Annotated in this window: 20 protein-coding genes; 7 read left to right on the top strand and 13 right to left on the bottom strand. The window is 33.9% G+C overall.

What is annotated here, in order from left to right; all coding sequences use genetic code 11:
* Positions 1-140: 140 nt before the first annotated feature.
* Both ric and BC6307_RS03440 read left to right on the top strand, forming a co-directional pair.
* The gene (gene ric, locus BC6307_RS03445; RefSeq protein WP_066416724.1) at positions 141-854 is read left to right on the top strand and encodes an iron-sulfur cluster repair di-iron protein; all 714 of its coding nucleotides are present in this window, start codon (positions 141-143) and stop codon (positions 852-854) included.
* 19 nt (positions 855-873) lie between these two features.
* Positions 874-1407: a hemerythrin domain-containing protein gene (locus BC6307_RS03440; RefSeq protein WP_235858139.1), complete on the top strand. Its 534-nt coding sequence runs from the start codon at positions 874-876 to the stop codon at positions 1405-1407.
* A gap of 38 nt (positions 1408-1445) precedes the next feature.
* Here BC6307_RS03440 and BC6307_RS03435 read toward each other — a convergent pair whose 3' ends face one another.
* Positions 1446-2456 (bottom strand): MoeB/ThiF family adenylyltransferase, encoded by a 1011-nt coding sequence (locus BC6307_RS03435; RefSeq protein WP_066416727.1) that lies wholly within the window; start codon positions 2454-2456, stop codon positions 1446-1448.
* A 139-nt stretch (positions 2457-2595) separates the two neighbouring features.
* Between BC6307_RS03435 and BC6307_RS03430 the strand changes: the two genes are divergently transcribed.
* The 3 genes from BC6307_RS03430 to BC6307_RS03420 all read left to right on the top strand — a co-directional run bounded on the left by BC6307_RS03430 (position 2596) and on the right by BC6307_RS03420 (position 4200).
* Positions 2596-3090 carry a MogA/MoaB family molybdenum cofactor biosynthesis protein gene (locus BC6307_RS03430; protein ID WP_066416729.1) on the top strand — a complete coding sequence of 165 codons (495 nt, stop codon included), beginning with the start codon at positions 2596-2598 and terminating at the stop codon, positions 3088-3090.
* 12 nt (positions 3091-3102) lie between these two features.
* The gene (gene moaC / locus BC6307_RS03425; RefSeq protein ID WP_066416731.1) at positions 3103-3588 is read left to right on the top strand and encodes a cyclic pyranopterin monophosphate synthase MoaC; all 486 of its coding nucleotides are present in this window, start codon (positions 3103-3105) and stop codon (positions 3586-3588) included.
* Between the two features lie 144 nt (positions 3589-3732).
* Positions 3733-4200: a hypothetical protein gene (locus tag BC6307_RS03420; RefSeq protein WP_066416734.1), complete on the top strand. Its 468-nt coding sequence runs from the start codon at positions 3733-3735 to the stop codon at positions 4198-4200.
* A gap of 45 nt (positions 4201-4245) precedes the next feature.
* Here the strand turns inward: BC6307_RS03420 and moaA are convergent, their stop codons facing one another.
* A complete protein-coding gene (moaA, locus tag BC6307_RS03415; RefSeq protein WP_066416736.1) occupies positions 4246-5268 on the bottom strand; it encodes a GTP 3',8-cyclase MoaA in 1023 nt (340 codons plus the stop codon).
* Positions 5269-5407: 139 nt separating this feature from the next.
* Here moaA and BC6307_RS03410 point away from each other — a divergent pair, with 139 nt between their 5' ends.
* Positions 5408-5944 (top strand): hypothetical protein, encoded by a 537-nt coding sequence (locus BC6307_RS03410; protein WP_066416742.1) that lies wholly within the window; start codon positions 5408-5410, stop codon positions 5942-5944.
* A gap of 45 nt (positions 5945-5989) precedes the next feature.
* Here the strand turns inward: BC6307_RS03410 and BC6307_RS03405 are convergent, their stop codons facing one another.
* The 11 genes from BC6307_RS03405 to BC6307_RS03355 form a co-directional block, all read right to left on the bottom strand.
* Positions 5990-7183, bottom strand: a complete 1194-nt coding sequence (locus tag BC6307_RS03405) for an MFS transporter (RefSeq protein ID WP_066416792.1) — start codon at positions 7181-7183, stop codon at positions 5990-5992.
* Between the two features lie 136 nt (positions 7184-7319).
* Positions 7320-8657, bottom strand: a complete 1338-nt coding sequence (locus tag BC6307_RS03400; protein ID WP_066416744.1) for an MATE family efflux transporter — start codon at positions 8655-8657, stop codon at positions 7320-7322.
* Positions 8658-8888: 231 nt separating this feature from the next.
* Positions 8889-9155, bottom strand: a complete 267-nt coding sequence (locus tag BC6307_RS03395) for a hypothetical protein (protein ID WP_094366056.1) — start codon at positions 9153-9155, stop codon at positions 8889-8891.
* Between the two features lie 107 nt (positions 9156-9262).
* Positions 9263-10780: a potassium/proton antiporter gene (locus BC6307_RS03390; RefSeq protein WP_066416749.1), complete on the bottom strand. Its 1518-nt coding sequence runs from the start codon at positions 10778-10780 to the stop codon at positions 9263-9265.
* A 27-nt stretch (positions 10781-10807) separates the two neighbouring features.
* The gene (locus BC6307_RS03385) at positions 10808-11359 is read right to left on the bottom strand and encodes a tyrosine-type recombinase/integrase (RefSeq protein ID WP_066416754.1); all 552 of its coding nucleotides are present in this window, start codon (positions 11357-11359) and stop codon (positions 10808-10810) included.
* Between the two features lie 142 nt (positions 11360-11501).
* A complete protein-coding gene (locus BC6307_RS03380) occupies positions 11502-12224 on the bottom strand; it encodes a hypothetical protein (protein WP_066416757.1) in 723 nt (240 codons plus the stop codon).
* Entirely contained in the window at positions 12224-12961 is a 738-nt protein-coding gene (locus tag BC6307_RS03375; protein ID WP_157076655.1) for a hypothetical protein, read from the bottom strand. Before BC6307_RS03375 ends, BC6307_RS03380 begins: the two co-directional genes overlap by 1 nt.
* Positions 12939-13835 carry an ATP-binding cassette domain-containing protein gene (locus BC6307_RS03370; RefSeq protein WP_066416761.1) on the bottom strand — a complete coding sequence of 299 codons (897 nt, stop codon included), beginning with the start codon at positions 13833-13835 and terminating at the stop codon, positions 12939-12941. The genes BC6307_RS03375 and BC6307_RS03370 overlap by 23 nt, the downstream gene beginning before the upstream one ends.
* Complete coding sequence (locus BC6307_RS03365) at positions 13832-14212, bottom strand: GntR family transcriptional regulator (protein ID WP_066416764.1); 381 nt, start codon at positions 14210-14212, stop codon at positions 13832-13834. Before BC6307_RS03365 ends, BC6307_RS03370 begins: the two co-directional genes overlap by 4 nt.
* Before the next feature lie 118 nt (positions 14213-14330).
* Positions 14331-14801, bottom strand: a complete 471-nt coding sequence (locus tag BC6307_RS03360; protein ID WP_235858141.1) for a small multi-drug export protein — start codon at positions 14799-14801, stop codon at positions 14331-14333.
* A gap of 17 nt (positions 14802-14818) precedes the next feature.
* Entirely contained in the window at positions 14819-15493 is a 675-nt protein-coding gene (locus BC6307_RS03355) for a TVP38/TMEM64 family protein (protein WP_157076656.1), read from the bottom strand.
* Between the two features lie 143 nt (positions 15494-15636).
* Here BC6307_RS03355 and BC6307_RS03350 point away from each other — a divergent pair, with 143 nt between their 5' ends.
* Positions 15637-16644, top strand: coding sequence for a DUF3231 family protein (locus BC6307_RS03350; RefSeq protein ID WP_084380455.1), 1008 nt, complete (start codon positions 15637-15639; stop codon positions 16642-16644).
* The last annotated feature ends 33 nt before the right edge of the window (positions 16645-16677 follow it).

The raw sequence follows: 16677 nt of genomic DNA, 5'->3' as shown, positions 1-16677 counted from the left end.
ACACATTTAACAGAAAATGTGATTTACCTCACACGTCACATTATTGTGACATTTATATTGATTATTTGTGATTCACATCACATTCACTTCATCCTATAAAACTTATGATAATAGTGAAAAGAATAATGGAGGCGATATAAATGGAACAAATCTTTCATGAACAATCTATCGTAGGTGATATTGTTACAAAGTTTCCGAAAGCCGGTGATTATTTTAAAAGTGTTCGAATAGATTTTTGTTGTGGTGGTAACCGCCCTTTAATAGAAGCTGTACTAGAGAGAAATCTAGAAATACAAGATGTATTATCTAGTCTATCCAATATGTATATGGATGCAAAACAACGGAATGAATTAGGTACAGATTGGGATCAAGCATCTTGTGAAGATATTATAGATATTATTATTCAGAAACATCATCAATTTTTGCAAGAAGAGCTGCCTGCTCTTAGCCCTTATGTTACAAAAGTATTTAGAGTCCATGGGCAACATCATACACATTTAAAAGAAGTTCATAGCTTATTCCATGAACTTAAAACAGAACTAGAACAACATACAATAAAAGAAGAAACGGAAGTGTTTCCAGCTATCATTGAAGCAGAAAGAGAAAATGTGGAAACAGCTTCCGCTGAACTTCTAGAACATATTAAACATTTAGAAGATGAACATGATCACGCTGGTGACATTATAAAGAAATTAAGAGAGATTACGAATGATTTCACTCCACCAGAAGGGGCATGCGGCACTTACCAACTAGTATATCGCCGTTTAGCTGGCATTGAGGATGATTTGTTTAAACATATTCATTTAGAAAATAACATATTGTTCCCAAAAGCAAAAGAACGTTGGATTTCTTGAGTATAGGAGGAAAAATAGTATGCAACAATGTGGAATGTTTAACGATTTAAACAGGGAGCCTATCCAATTATCTCAAGGTTTGCAGTTACTAAAATCTGAACATGGTCCATTAAATGAAGCGAAGGCAGAAATGAATAATCTTGCTAGAGACTACGCTCAAAATACAGAGCCAAGTCAATACAAGAAGTCTTTATTGCACTTAAGAACGATTGTTACTAACTTTTTTGATGAATTACACGTTCATTCGGAAAAAGAAGAAGGATATCTTTTTAAAATGATGGAAAAGTATATCGGAAAAGAGTCTGGACCACTAGTTGTAATGGAATATGAACATGATGAAGCGAAGCGTAATATTCACGAGTTTCTTGCTCGTACTGAAAATATTACAGAACCTATTCAGCCTGAAACATTCGAAAAGCTTCTAATTCACGTAATGACAACTTATGACGTACTAACATCTCACTTTATGAAGGAAGAACAAGTGTTGTTCCCAATGGCAGAGCAATATTTAACAGTAGAAGAAAAAGAACTCTTATTAGAACGAGTAAAATAAGTAATGGGCGTCCCACATAATGGACGCCCATTTTTCTTCTATCCGATATATTTATAATAAACACTTTTTGCTTTTATCATATCATTTGTTCCGTGAATAAACGCTCTACCGTCATAGAAAAACACCACTTTTAAATCTCCATCCATAATGGAAACTAAATATGGATTTCTTTCACACTTACCTAGCTTCGTGAGCTTGTTATACAGTTCGTCTAAATTAATTTCCCCTATCGTTTTAGGGCGAATTTGTACTGTATTTCTTCCACAAAGCACCTCTGCTTTTGTCGCGTTTTCATAACGTAAATATGGATAAGTTCGAACTTTCCCGCAAGAATGGCAATCATTACTTTTCGCATTTTGTACTTTCATCGTAAAGAAGTCATTTTGCCATACATCAAACGTTAATAATGTATCACGAATAGCCTCATCATTTTCTGTTAAAATCTTTAACGTTTCTGCTACTTGATACGAAGATACTATTTGTACCACTGGACTAAGTATACCTACAGTATCACAAGTCATTCCTGACATTGGAATCGTTTTTAACAAGCATTGTAAACACGGAGTTTTTCCTGGAATAAACGTAAAATTCATCCCGTAACTTCCAACACATGAACCAAATACCCAAGGAATGTTATGTTTTTGTGCTAGATCATTGACAATAAACCTTATATCAAAATTATCAGTTCCATCGACGATAACACTTACGTCACCGACTAGTGGTTCTAACGTTTCTCTATCAGCATCCATAACATGGGGGACAATTTCTACTTCTGAATTTATTTCTCTTAATCTTCTTTCGGCAGCAACCGCTTTTGGTAATTGCTCCACAACATTTTCTTCCTTATATAATTGCTGTCGTTGTAAATTTGTCCAGTCAACGTAGTCACGATCGACAATCGTTAATTTGCCAATCCCTGCTCGAACTAACATTTCTGCGTTGGCACTTCCTAAAGCACCTGCTCCTACAACGAGCACATGTTTATCTCTTATCTTTTTTTGCCCTTCTTTTCCGATAGGAGTAAATAGCTCTTGACGAGAATATCTCATTTCTTCTCCCCCATTAACATAATGTATCTATATTACAACATTTGTACAGTCGTCCATCTGTGATATACGTCACAGATTATTCACTTAATGATTGTTACCCTTTTATTAGGTTATAATACTATAGAGGTGAAGAAATCATATGATACCAACAAATAAGTACTCTGCTATTAAGGCAGCTATTTTGACGGTAAGTGATACTAGAACAATTGAAAATGATCGCAGTGGACAAACGATAAAACAACTTTTAGAGAATAGCAATCATACCGTAATAGACTATAAAATTGTAAAAGATGATTTTCATGATATTGTTACTATTTTAGAAGATTGGTGTAATCTTCCTGACATACAAGCTATTATCGTTACTGGCGGTACTGGTTTTACTGCAAGAGACATTACATATGAAGCCGTGACAAGTATATTTGAAAAAGAAATGACAGGTTTTGGAGAGTTATTTAGAATGTTAAGCTTCGAGGAAATTGGAGCGAGAGCAATGTTTAGTAGAGCAACTGCGGGAAGTAAAAATAGAACACCTATCTATGCTCTACCCGGTTCTACGAATGCAGTGAAACTTGGTACAGAAAAATTAATTCTCCCTTCTGTTTCTCATTTTATTGAAGAATTACATAGACATTAGGAGTGAGGCTAGATGAGTTCATTTTCACATTTCAACGAACATGGTCGACCAAAAATGGTAGACGTTTCAGAAAAAGGAGAAACGAAAAGAAGTGCCACAGCGCGTAGCTCTATCGTTTTTTCTAAAGAACTATACGAAGCGATTAATAGTGGAAGTATTAAAAAAGGTGATCCATTACAAACTGCACAAATCGCCGGTATTATGGCCGCAAAGAAAACGTGGGAGCTTATCCCAATGTGTCATCCTCTACTATTACAAGGAATTGATTTTTCATTCGAGTATATTTCTCATCCTTCGCATTATGAATTACAGATCGACTGTGAAGTGAGATGTAGCGGTAACACCGGGGTCGAAATGGAAGCTTTAACAGCAGTATCTGTGGCGGCTCTAACGTTTTACGATATGTGTAAAGCGATGGATAAGGCGATGGTTATTAAAGAAACGTTCCTCTTTGAGAAAAAAGGTGGAAAAAGTGACTTTATCCACAATAAAAGCTAGCCATATACACTTCTAAATAAAACTATCATTAAAAGGATAATATCTTTCTGATATTATCCTTTTTTTGTCATATTTAGCTACTCTAGTTACTATAAAATCATAGTAATATTTACATATAATCAGTTTTCTTAAGGGGCTGTACCCATGAAAAACAATAAAGTTGTAACCTTATTCTTTAGTGGCTACTTTTTACTGTTGCTATCGTTAATACTTGGTGTACTGTTTTTTCAATATGAACGGAATGAAGAAGAAACTATTAACCTCTCATTTAGCGAAGAACTAGAAAAGTATGAGAAAGAAGTCGAAGTACGGGAAATGGAATTATCGAATTCAAGAAAATGGACAGTATCTAAGGAGTTTGCCTTGACGGCAGTTACGATTGGCGCTATTTTAGATGTTGTTTTAGTCGTTTTATGGGCTAAATATGAAAATAAAAAAAAGAAGAGTCCAGCAGCATTCAATAAAAAAAGATGGCGAGACTCCAAATGGTTTTGGTACATATTCGCTTTTGGAGTCATACAACCGAAAAATCATAAACTTGTTATAAACTGGGCGAACATGGTTACTCTTTTCTTCCTTATGCATTTACTTTTCTTTTTTTTATTTTCATGATCACATAAAAAATGCAAGGTAATTTATGATTACCTTGTATTTTTTTTATCCACCTATATAGGACATTTCTATTTTTTTCCGGTTACGGGCAGTTTCTTCCGTTCTTTCTTCTGAGTAACGATCCGCTCTTTTAGACCAAATATTTTTTATTGCATCTGTAAGTTCTTCGTCCGTTGCACCATTTCTTATTAAATCACGCAATGAAAATCCCTTTGTAGCAAAAAGGCAGTTATAAAATGTTCCGTCTGCTGATATTCTCGCTCTCGTACACGTAGAGCAAAATGCCTCTGATACGGAAGTGATAAACCCTAACTCTGATTTTGTACCAACGTGACGATAACGTTTCGCAACTTCCCCAAAATGAGCAGGATTTACTGGCTCTAGTTCAAAATGCTTTTTTAAAATGGTAAAAATCTCTTTCTTCGTTACAACATTATCAAATTTCCAACCGTTAGAACTTCCGACATCCATAAACTCGATAAAGCGAAGGGTAACTCCTAAATCTTTGAAAAAGGTCGTCATCGGTACGATATGATGGTCATTTAAGCCTTTTTTTACAACCATGTTGATCTTAACTTCAAGACCAGCGTCGATACTAGCGTATATTCCTTTAAGTATTGGTTTCACACCTACGCCTCTACCATTAATTTGCTTAAACAAATCTTCATCTAACGTATCTAAACTAATGTTTACTCTTTTCAAACCTGCTTCCGCTAGTTTTTTCGCTTGTTTTGGTAAATGTACGCCATTAGTAGTTAAAGCGATATCTTGAATACCCTCAATTTTGTTTAATTGCTCAATAAGTAGATGAAGATCTTTCCTTAATAACGGCTCTCCACCCGTCAAACGCACCTTTTCTACCCCTAATGGCGCTAAGTTAGTAACAACCCGAACAATTTCATCAAACGACAATAATTCTTTTTCTTTCATGAATGGAAAATCTGGTCCAAATATTTCCGCTGGCATACAGTAGGCACAGCGAAAATTACACTGATCGGTAACAGATATTCGAACATCACGAATTGGTCTATTTAAATAATCTTTTACCACTTCTAATTGTTGTGCCATCCTAATCGCTCCAGTCGTTTATTCTTATATTTTCATTTTAGATATTTCCTAAAACTATATCTGTGATGAACATCACAGTATATGTAACTATTATTATTTATACTCAAAATAAGGGACAAATAGAGACGGAGGTAAGAAAATGTTTAAAATTTTTCTAAAAACCGATAAAGCTATGAATGACGTGACAGAAACGATGATAAAATATGGTTGGTTTCATTCCGAGAATGTATATAAAAAAAGTAAAAATCGTAAAGTATTGATTACTTTTTCATGGGAAAATCATTCGCTTGTAGGAACGTTTGCACAATCGCTAAACTTTAAAGAATATGAGTTTATTCATCACGCATTAATCGATCTAATAGATAATTTACATGCAACATACGATGATAGTCATTGCTGTTTAGGTTACTTAGAAGATGGAAGCCAAACTTTTATCGTAACGAATTGGGCTGCATGGGAAAAGTTTTTAACCACTGCAAAGCTAAAGTCATTAGAAGGAAAGAAAGTTTCTGTTCAAGATGAAAATGAAAACGTGTTGTTAGAAGGCTTACTTGTCGACTACGAAACGGATCCATTTAATGATATTTTCACAATCATTTCTTGCTCTGTTATTACTCTTTTTGGCGAAAGAAAGACAACTGGGTCAAATTTAAAAATTGAAGCTGTATATGAATAACTCTAATATAGTAAAGGATGCCAACAAACAATGGCATCCTTTTTATTAGGAAGAAATTTTTTGTGGTTGCGGTAACACACGTCTTTTTTCTTTTCTTTGAAATAGAACAAAGAAAAGAGCGATGATAAGGAATATGCTTGAGATTTGGAAAAGTACGGCTATTTCAACAAATTGAGCAACAACACCGAAGATAAGTCCACTTAATCCGATTCCTAAATCAATGGACGAAAAAAACATCCCGTTTGCTACTCCTCTTCTTTCCGGCGGAGTTTGAGATAATGTCCAAGATTGTAACGTTGGGATTAAGGAGCCAAAACCTACTCCAAAGAGAACTCCAGCAATTGCGATCATTAAATTAGAATGAGCTAGCGATACAACCCACAGGCCAATAAAAGCTAACGAAATACATAGTACTACTAAACTTTTCGGTCCATGTTTATCAAACCATTTACCAGCAATTGGTCTAGATATAGATGCCATTATTGCATTTAAAAGATAGAAAAGGAAGATTTGTTTTATTCCCCGCTCATCGCCAAAAATAACGATAAATGTGACGATTGTTCCATAACCAAATGTTACCATAACAGTGATAAGCGCAGGATACCAACTCGATTTTTCGATAAACGATCCGAAGTAGGAAAATGGTATTTCTTCTTTCTTTGCTTTTCTAACTTCTTCAGGTGTTTCATATTGAACGACAGAAAATAAAATAATCGCAATAACTCCTAAAAAACTAGATATATAGATTAAGTTTGTAAACGTTGTTACTTGATAAAGAAAGATACCTAAACTTGGTGCAACAATCATACCTATCGTTACAGATAGACCAAAGTAGCCCATTCCTTCCCCTAGCCTTGAATTCGGTACAATATCAACTGCTGCTGTTCCATTTGCAGTAGTGGAAATCCCCCAAGCTATTCCGTGCAACAAACGAATTATTAAAACGATGGCAACAATTTGTGTTATCGGATGTATGATCGTTACAAATAATAGCGCAACAGCTGATAAAACAACTAACGGTTTTCGTGCTGAAAACCTTAATAAAAATCCAATGTATGGTCTGCACAATACAGCTCCAATGGAAAACATTGCGGTCACTAAACCAATTTCAAACCCTGACGCACCTAACGATTTTATATAAGGTGGCAATGTTGGGATAAGCATTTGAAATGACATAAAAAGAAAAAGATTTGCAAATATTAGCATAATAAAAGATTTGGTCCATAGTGGTTCTTTCATGCTTTGTTTCAATATATCTCCTTCTTCCTAGCTATTTATATATATGGAAATTTGTACTTATCATTATACTATTTCGCCCTCCTAAATAATAGCACACCCATTATTTTTATTACAGGTAGTCTTTAGTAAAAAGCTGTTAGTTTACTTGAAAGAGCTTTACCTTTTTCCATTTTCCGTAACGGTAATAAGCGTAAGCAAAGACGCTACTAATAACAAAGCTTACTCCCATCCCATATGCTATTCCGTCTTCACCCCACCAATTAGAGAATAAGTACGTAAGTGGATAGCGAAGAATCCAAAACGAAATTATATTTAAAACTAATACTTGGAACATCGCTCCTGATGCTCTAACAACACCATTTAATATAAAGTTAATTCCAAGGAAAGGATAAAAGAATGCAATTGTAATTAAATATTTGACACCAAATGAAACAGCTTCAGTTTCTTGTATAAATAGATTAATAGACCATTCTGCGACAAAAACGATCAATATTGCAATGAGTAACATAATAGCAAAATTATATACAATTCCATAAATACTAATTTGTCTCACTCTATTCCATTTTCCCGCTCCTATGTTTTGTCCAGCCATACTATTTACAGCTGTTCCTAAAGCCATCGCTGGTAGCATAATAATGCTATCAAGTCGCTGTGCTGCTCCAAACCCGGCTACAACACCTTCACCGAAAGAGTTTACAACTGACATAATGGCCATTACACCGGCAGCAATAACTGTCATTTGTAAGCCTGAAGGAATGCCTAATTTTAAAATTAGCCATGCTTCTTCTTTTTTTGGGACAAATGGAATCGTGAACGGTGCTAATTTTTTCTTTAAAATAAAAATTAGTCCAGCAACAAAGGCAACACCTTGTGCAACTAATGTTGCATAAGCAGCGCCTGCTATTCCTAAATTGAAAACATATATAAATAAAGGATCTAAAACAGTGTTTAAAATAACAGCGATAATGACGAAATATAAAGGAGTTTTACTATCACCTAACGCTCGAAGTACGGTAGCAATAAAGTTATAACCAAATAGTAACAAAATCCCTAAAAAATTAATTTGTAAATAAATTGTAGCATCTTGAACCATTGCCTCCGGGGTACTCATCCAACGTAAAATATTTTCCGCAAATAAAAAGCCGATAAATCCTAGCAGTAAGGATAGTGTGGTTAAAATAACGACAAAAGCATTTAAATATTTTTTTAGCCCACTTTCATCCTCTCTTCCCTTTTGCTGCGATAGAATTGTCAACGCCGCATTGTTTATTCCGATAATAAAAGATAATACAGTAAAGATGACTGTACTTGATACGGCCACAGCGCCTAGAGCATTGGCTCCTAATAAATTTCCGACCCATAGGCTATCGATAAATTGATAGGATACTTGTAAAAGGTTTGTAAGTAGTAATGGTGCTGAAAAAAACAACATTTGTTTCATTATGTTTCCGTTTGTAAAATCGTATTGTTTCATATTACATATAACTCCCTACGTTTCATTATATTTATCGTAACATGTACGAAACTGGAAAAGAAGAAAAGTATACCTTGTATTTTTCATTCATCATGAAGCACAAAGAAAAGGGATAGTCCAATAAGTCCCTCTCATTATCAGGCAACCTCTCTATCGTAATTTTAAGCTATATTAAATTCATGACGCGTGTCTTCGTTAATTAAATTGTGGGCATTTTTAGGTATTTCAGTATTAAGGAAATTTGCTTCTTGTTAAGTAATTTTCAATACCTGTTAAGTAATTTTCAATATATGTTAAGTAAATTTCGCCCCCTGTTAAGTAATTTTCAATACTTGTTAAGTAAATTTCGCCCCCTGTTAAGTAATTTCCAATACTTGTTAAGTAAATTTCGCCCCCTGTTAAGTAATTTTCATTACTTGTTAAGTAAATTTCATTACTTGTTAAGTAAAATCCATTTCTGATAGGGTTTAAGTGCTGGACCTTGTCGTAACAGTACAAGTCAGAAGCTTATCCCCAGAACATTCCAATGTTATATTTCCCAAACTGATAAAAAGGTCCAAAAAAATCAGTATTCTACTGACTTTTCGGGACCTTTTTAATGATTATTACGAACTTTTTTCTTGTTCGAAATCAAGTTCTTCTATATTAACTTCTTTCTTTTTCTTTAATAATGTTTCAACTTGCTTTTTATGAATTCGAGATACTAAAATATATAAAATATCATCTTCTTGTATCGTTGTGTCTCCTGTTGGAGTTACGAGCTGATCCTTACGAATGATGGCATTAATTAATGTACCTGTTGGAAAGTTAATAGTAGATAATGACAAGCCAACGACATCGGCATCTTCTTCAACGTGGAATTCAATAATTTCTGCATTTGCTTTACCAATCGATACTAATTCAAGTGAGTGCATTGGGGTTATTTTTTTCGGCCCAGTAAGTCCTAATTTAGACGCAACTAGTGTAATCGTGGATCCTTGTACTAACGTAGATGTTAGTACAACGAAAAATACTACATTGAAAAATAGTTGACTGTTGGGCACTCCTGCAATCATCGGAAAAGTCGCTAATACAATTGGTACAGCCCCACGTAAACCTGCCCAAGAGAGGAAAATTCGTTCCTTTCGGCCATAACCAAGTTTAAAAGTAGAGATAAATACTGCGATTGGTCTAGCTACTAACATTAGAATAATAGATAATAAGAGTCCCTTCCAAATAATATCCCACTGAAATAATTGACCAGGGAAAACTAACAATCCTAAAATGACGAACATTAATATTTGCATCATCCATGCAAAACCTTCATTAAAACGGAATATCGATTGTCGATAAGTTAAATCATTATTTCCAATAACTAGAGCAGCTACATATACCGCTAATAAACCACTTGCACCTATGAATGCTGCAATACTATAAGTTAATAATGCGAAAGCTAAGGCAAAAACAGGATAAAGGCCACTGGAATCTAAGTTTATTTTATTAATAGAAATAGAAGCTAATTTTCCAAGTGCTAAACCAATAAATAAGCCAAACCCCATTTGCCAAAAGAAGTTTCCAACTAACGTAAAGTAATTTGGGTCTGAAGCTAATAAAATTTCAATAAAGGATATTGTTAAAAAAACAGCCATCGGATCATTCGTTCCAGATTCCGCTTCAAGTGTAGACGCTAATTTCGGACGAATGTTTTTCCCCTTTAATACAGCAAATACAGCTGCCGCATCTGTTGATCCTACAATCGCACCGAATAAAAACGCCTCCGTATAGCTAACATTTAAAATTAATTTTGCAGCGAATGCTACAATGGTCGTTGTTAATACTACACCAAGTGTGGCAAGTGATAGTGATGGCCACATTACTGGTCTAACGTTGCTCCACTTCGTTTCTAAACCACCCTCAAATAAAATAATAACGAGTGCAACAATTCCTATAAGCTGAGCGTGTTTCGCGTTATCGAAATAAATAAATCCAAGTCCATCACTACCTACTAACATCCCAACTAATATAAATAGGACTAGTGACGGAACACCAAGTTTCGTTGAAAATTTTGTAGTGATAACTCCAGCTATTAACAATAGCCCAATTAAAAGTACAAAATAGTCAACGTTAAAGGCACCTTCTAACATAGCATTTCTCCCTTCTATATTTTTTAACTAAAGATTAACGTCAATTTTCACAGGAGAGTCTTTACACTTAGTAATTCCTAAATACCTTAACGTCTCGGAAGATGAAGTATGATTAAATATCTTTTGCAAAAGGGAAATCGCAATACCCTTATTAAAAGCATGGTAACCATATGTTTTTCTTAAAGTATGAGTACCAATTTTATCTGGAATTCCTACCTCTTTCGCTGCAGAATTAATAATCCGATAAGCTTGTTGCCTTGATATTGGTCCTGACAGTTTTTTTGATTGAAAAATGAAATGATCTTGATTCGGTAATTCGTTGTTTAAATATTCTGAAATGGATATTTGTACTTGTTGATTTAAATAAATAGGAGGTAGGTTAGGTAATTGTAGAAATTCTTTTACATCGCCATCATTATCGAGAACGTCTTCCCAACGCAAACATAGTAACTCACTAATTCGCAAGCCGGTATTAATTCCCATTACAAATAAAAGATAATCACGTAACGATTGGTCTTTTAAAAATTGCTTTATTGCTTGAATATCTTCTATTTTTTTGATTGCTTCGACATACTTCATGAATATAATTCCTTTCGTATGTTACTTAATACTATTATAACACTAGATTATGTAACATTAAAAACGATAAGTATTATTTTTTTCAAAAAAAAGACTATTTCAATAAAGAAATGCGTCATTGAAATAGTCGAAAATATAGTAGTTAGTTATTTACATAATCAATCATAAACGGTGTTTCATTTGTTATTTTTATTCCTTTAGGAACTTTAAGATATAGTAAATGATTAGGAACTTCTGAATGAGAATTCCACCAATACCATTCATCTTCTGTTCTCTCATTACCTATTTGCTGAAAAGAAAAAGGAAATGAAATTTTATTTATATTTATTGAGATCGGTACAGGCATTTCAACTGTCATTTGCCTTTCATTAATACCTACATAAATTGGATTTTGATGTGAGCTAATGTCTACTCCATCTAACATAGATGTCCCTCTAACATAATAAACTTCAAGTTTTTCATCATTTGCTTCTGTTCTTTCTATAAAAATAGATAAGTTGTACCCATCATATGTGCTAGAAGTAATGACGATTGAATCATAAGGATAATCAACATTCCAATTACTAATGATCCTTTCCTGAGGTATTTTTTCTATTAATCCATTTATGAGTAATTCCTCTAATTCCTGATTTTCTATTGCAACAGTGCGCTTTTCTACCATCTCATATTGATCGTCACTTGAAGTAAACATTGCATATACCGGGATAGAAATTACTAGTATTGTAAAATAAACCGCTAGAGCATAATATGGACGCTTACTAGAGATGTTCTTCGATTTGGGTGCTAGTTTTAGTAGTGAAAAAATAATAATTCCAACGATTAGAAAAAAGCTGAGAAGCAATAATAAAGAAACTATTACACTCATTATTTCCCCTCCAATCTGTTCATTAAAAATGTTGCACTATAAAATAAAGCACCTGAAACGATAAACACTTTCAATGTGAAAAGGAGGAAAGATGACTCCATCCCAAAAAAAGCAGTAATGTTCTGTACAATTGGAACGTTAATAGAATTAATCATTATCCCAAAAACGATCGCAGGGATAATAATTCGAAAGGCTTTATGAACTTGACCGAGTACACCTACAAAATAACCTGCGGAGCTAATTAACAAAATATATAACATTGTTATTACAACGCCAATTGCTATATCAAAAACGGTTAACGCATCCGTTTCCAAAACTAATTGTTGACCAGTTACTACATAGATAACAACATACAGAAAATAGTGACTTAGCCAGGTGAAAATAGCTCCGATAATGCTAGCAGTTGCTAAAAAAGCAATGTTTGAGATGCTGCTTGATAGTCTAGTGCTGACAAACGTCAGATCGTCATTTCGGTAAGCAGTCGTTGTTAATAGGAGCGCAGATGTAAAAATCCAAATAAACGTGAAAATTAACTGAACGTCATTCGTATAATACGTCATTTGATAATCAATTCCAATACTCCCACCTGCAGCGGATCCGGTCATAGTTGTCGAAAACAATAGACCTATCACTTGTAATACGATAAACGAAGTAAACACAGCTGAATATGCTCGTAACTTATAGCGATACTGTTTTTTTATTATCTCCATAAAACTAACGGTCGCGAAAGACATCATCTATTCCTCCTTTCGTATTGGCAGTTAAATAAACGGCTACATCTTGGGCGGATACCGGACTAATTACTACTTGATTTTTCAAACAAGCTTCTCTTACCCCCAATGAATTTTTCACCACTTTATAAACAGAATCTAAACCTAGTTCCTTCTCGTATAACACGCTTTCAGCAGAAATACATGTTTCAATAGCTTCTTTTTTACCTGACAAACCAATCGCATATTCCTTTAAATCATCCATACTCGTATGAAGAAACGTTTCTCCATTTTTGATGAGAAGAACTTCTTCGAGTAAATCCTCTATTTCCTCTAAATGATGACTTGATAGAAGAATAGTACGTGGGTGTGCTAAGTAGTCCTTTAATAACGCCCGGTAAAAGTCTTTTCTAACCGCTGCGTCCATACCTGTTGTCGGTTCATCAAAAATTGTTAATGGACATCTGCTAGCTAAGCCGATAATGGTATAAAAAGTGTTTCGCTTTCCTTTTGAGAGAGTATTATGTCTCTGCTTCGGTTGAAATTGAAAATAGTCAAATAATGCTTCAGCAAGTCCCCTGTCCCAATTTGGATAAAACGACTCACAAGTTTGTAATATTTCACTTAAATTTAATGCGGTCGGTAAGCTCATATAATCATCAATATAAATACAATTAACAGATGCTAATAAACTATTAAAAGGCTTCTCCCCAAAAACGTGAATTCTTCCTGACGTTTCTTTATAAAATCCAGCTATTATTTTTAATAACGTCGTTTTTCCAGCGCCATTTCGGCCGATAACGCCTACAATTTTATTTTCACTTAGTGTAAAAGATATATTTCGTAATGCTTCATGGCGACCGTATTTTTTCGACAGACCCTCACATTCGATCACATTCATTCTGTCGTCTCCTCCCCCGCTACCTCTTTTATCATGCTTATGAGCTCATTCTCACTTACCCCAAGTCTCCCAGATTCTAAAACTATTTCTTTGATCAATCTTTTCAACGTCTGATTTTTCCGTTTATGTCTAATTAATTCCAACGCATCATTTGTAACAAACATTCCTAACCCCCGTTTTTTATACAAAATGTGATCTTCTACTAATAAACTTAATCCCTTTGCAGCAGTTGCCGGATTTATATTAAACATTTCCGCCAGCTGATACTGTGAATACACTTTGTCTTCACTTACGAAGTTCCCGTTTAAAATTTCAGTTTCAACCCATTCTGCTATTTGCATATAAATTGGTTTTGTTCCGTCATTATTTACAATCAATTTTCCACCACCTAACATAGTGCATTACTGTTGTAATGTACTATATACTATATGCCAATATTTTGCAATATGTACTTTGAAAATAAAAAAGCTTGAATCGTTATAAAACGAATTCAAGCTAACCTTTTCCGATATTTAAGAAATCTAACCCAAAGTAAGTAACGACAACAAATATTAAAGTCCAAACTGCTAAACTCATCGTCTGCCAAATAATTGTACTTTTCTTATTTGCACCAAGTATTAACCCAATAAACGCAGCAATATGAGAGCCAATGACAATTGGTCCTAGAAAACTTAAACCTGGAAGTCCGTACCGATTCCAAATTTTATAAGCACGCTTTCCTTTTTTGGACTTACTTGGTTCATCAACTTTTCTCTTCTTTTCTCGCCACGCTTTAAACTTCTCGAAAAAGATAACTAATAGGTAAACCGTAGCTAAATTGCCTAAAAAAGCAACAAGTGCTACTAAAACTGGATTTAACCCACCAATTATAGCAAGTGGAATAATAAGAGCAATTTCAAACCACGGAATTGCAGCAAAAATAAAAACTAATATATATTCCCAAACTTCTAGTAAAAAAGATACCAACAAACCACTCCAATTCATTATTCATTCGTTGCTTTTGCTTTCACTTTCGCAAATCGTAACTTTTTTCGATATAAAAATAAAGGAATGGCAATAATAGCTATTAAAATTAAAACAAATTTTTCTACTTCAGCTGACATTAACCCAAGTGGTATTAATGATAAAAAGAATATATAAATCATGTTTCCGAAAAGTGTACCTATCAAATATTGCTTAAAGCTAACTGTACTAACCGCAGAGGCAATATTAATTAAGCTTGTTGGAGCAACTGGTACAAGTCTCGAGATAAAAACGAAGAATGTTCCATTTTCCTCGATTTTTTTTTGAATCGTTTCATTTAATTTATCCATAAAAAAGTCTTGTAACCAGAAGCGAACTACTAAAAATGTAATAATACAACCTATAACACTAGTAAAAAAACTCCACACGTAGCCATAAGCAAAACCAAAAAATAGTACATTAATCGTTACAATTAGTATGAGTGGAATGACCGAAACAGCATTTTGAATCACCATAAACAACAATGTAAAGAATATAGTCGATAATAAGTTATCCTCCATCATTGCGCGTAACCCTTCTATATCGCCATCTAGCAATAAAGAAAAGCCTTCAAATTGTAAAAGAATATATATTGTATATGCAGTTGCTAATAACAACAATGTTCGAAATATATTTTTCCTATTTACGATCGTCACCTTCTTTTTTTTGCCTACCTCTATATTATCACGTGGCCAAGTCTTATATCTAATTTAATTCCCTTTATATATAAATAATTTGTATAAGAACTGTACTAGAGGAAAATCTAACTATAACTGTTATATGAAGGTGGTGTTTAAGCGTGAAAAAAACAGGATTAACTTCTGCTGAGATTGGAATTTTGTGGACTAACTATATGCAAAATAGCATGTCGTTACAAATATTAAAATATTTTAATAAGACAGTTGATGATGATGAAATAAAAACAGTAGTAAAAACTGCGATTGTTAATGCGGAGAGCGTTCTACATGAAATCACACTATTCTTTACAGAAGCTAATTTAGATATACCTGTAGGTTTTACCGAAAAAGACGTGAATCTTTCAGCCCCTAAATTATTTTCCGACTATTTTATGCTCGTTTTTCTAGAAATCATGGGGAAAACTGGTTTAGTAGCTTATGCACTATCACAAGGAGTTAGTTCACGTAAAGATGTTAGAGATTTCTTTTCCAAAAATTTAATGAATACATCGAAATTGTTTGATCTTTGTGTAGATACAGCTAAAGAAAAAGGTACATACGTTAATCCCCCGTTAATTAAAATTCAAAAAGGGGTAGAATTTATTGAAGGAAAGAAATATTTTAAACAAGGAATCCCACCTTTTTATAAACGCTCCTTAAATGCAATTGAAATAACTCATCTATTTGAAAATATTAAAACCAACACACTTGGTGTTTTAGCATGCACTGCTTTTGGACAAACAACAAAGTCGAGAGAAGTTAAGAAATTTCTCGAAGATGGCAAACATATATCTGAAAAGCATGTTCGGATATTTACGAAAGCATTAATAGAAATGGATATCACCCCTTCTATGAATCACGATATGGCCATAACTGATTCCACTACTACTGTATTTTCTGATAAATTAATAATGTATTTAATGAGTGTACTAAGTGCTAGCGGGCAAGGGAATTATTCTGCCGCATCTACTGCTAGTATGAGATATGATTTGGTTTTAGATTATCAGCGGTTATCCGTTGAAATAGCCCTCTTCGCGAAAGATGGACTTGATATTATGTTAAAACATAATTGGATGGAAGAACCACCGCAAGCTCTAGATAGAAATCAATTATCCAATATACAAAATTAAATAGGATGTCCTATAAGGTCAGGACATCCTATC

Source organism: Sutcliffiella cohnii (assembly GCF_002250055.1).
Lineage (GTDB): Bacteria > Bacillota > Bacilli > Bacillales > Bacillaceae_I > Sutcliffiella > Sutcliffiella cohnii.
Note: the sequence above shows the minus strand (reverse complement) of the source record. Positions and strands in the feature narration are given on the sequence as shown.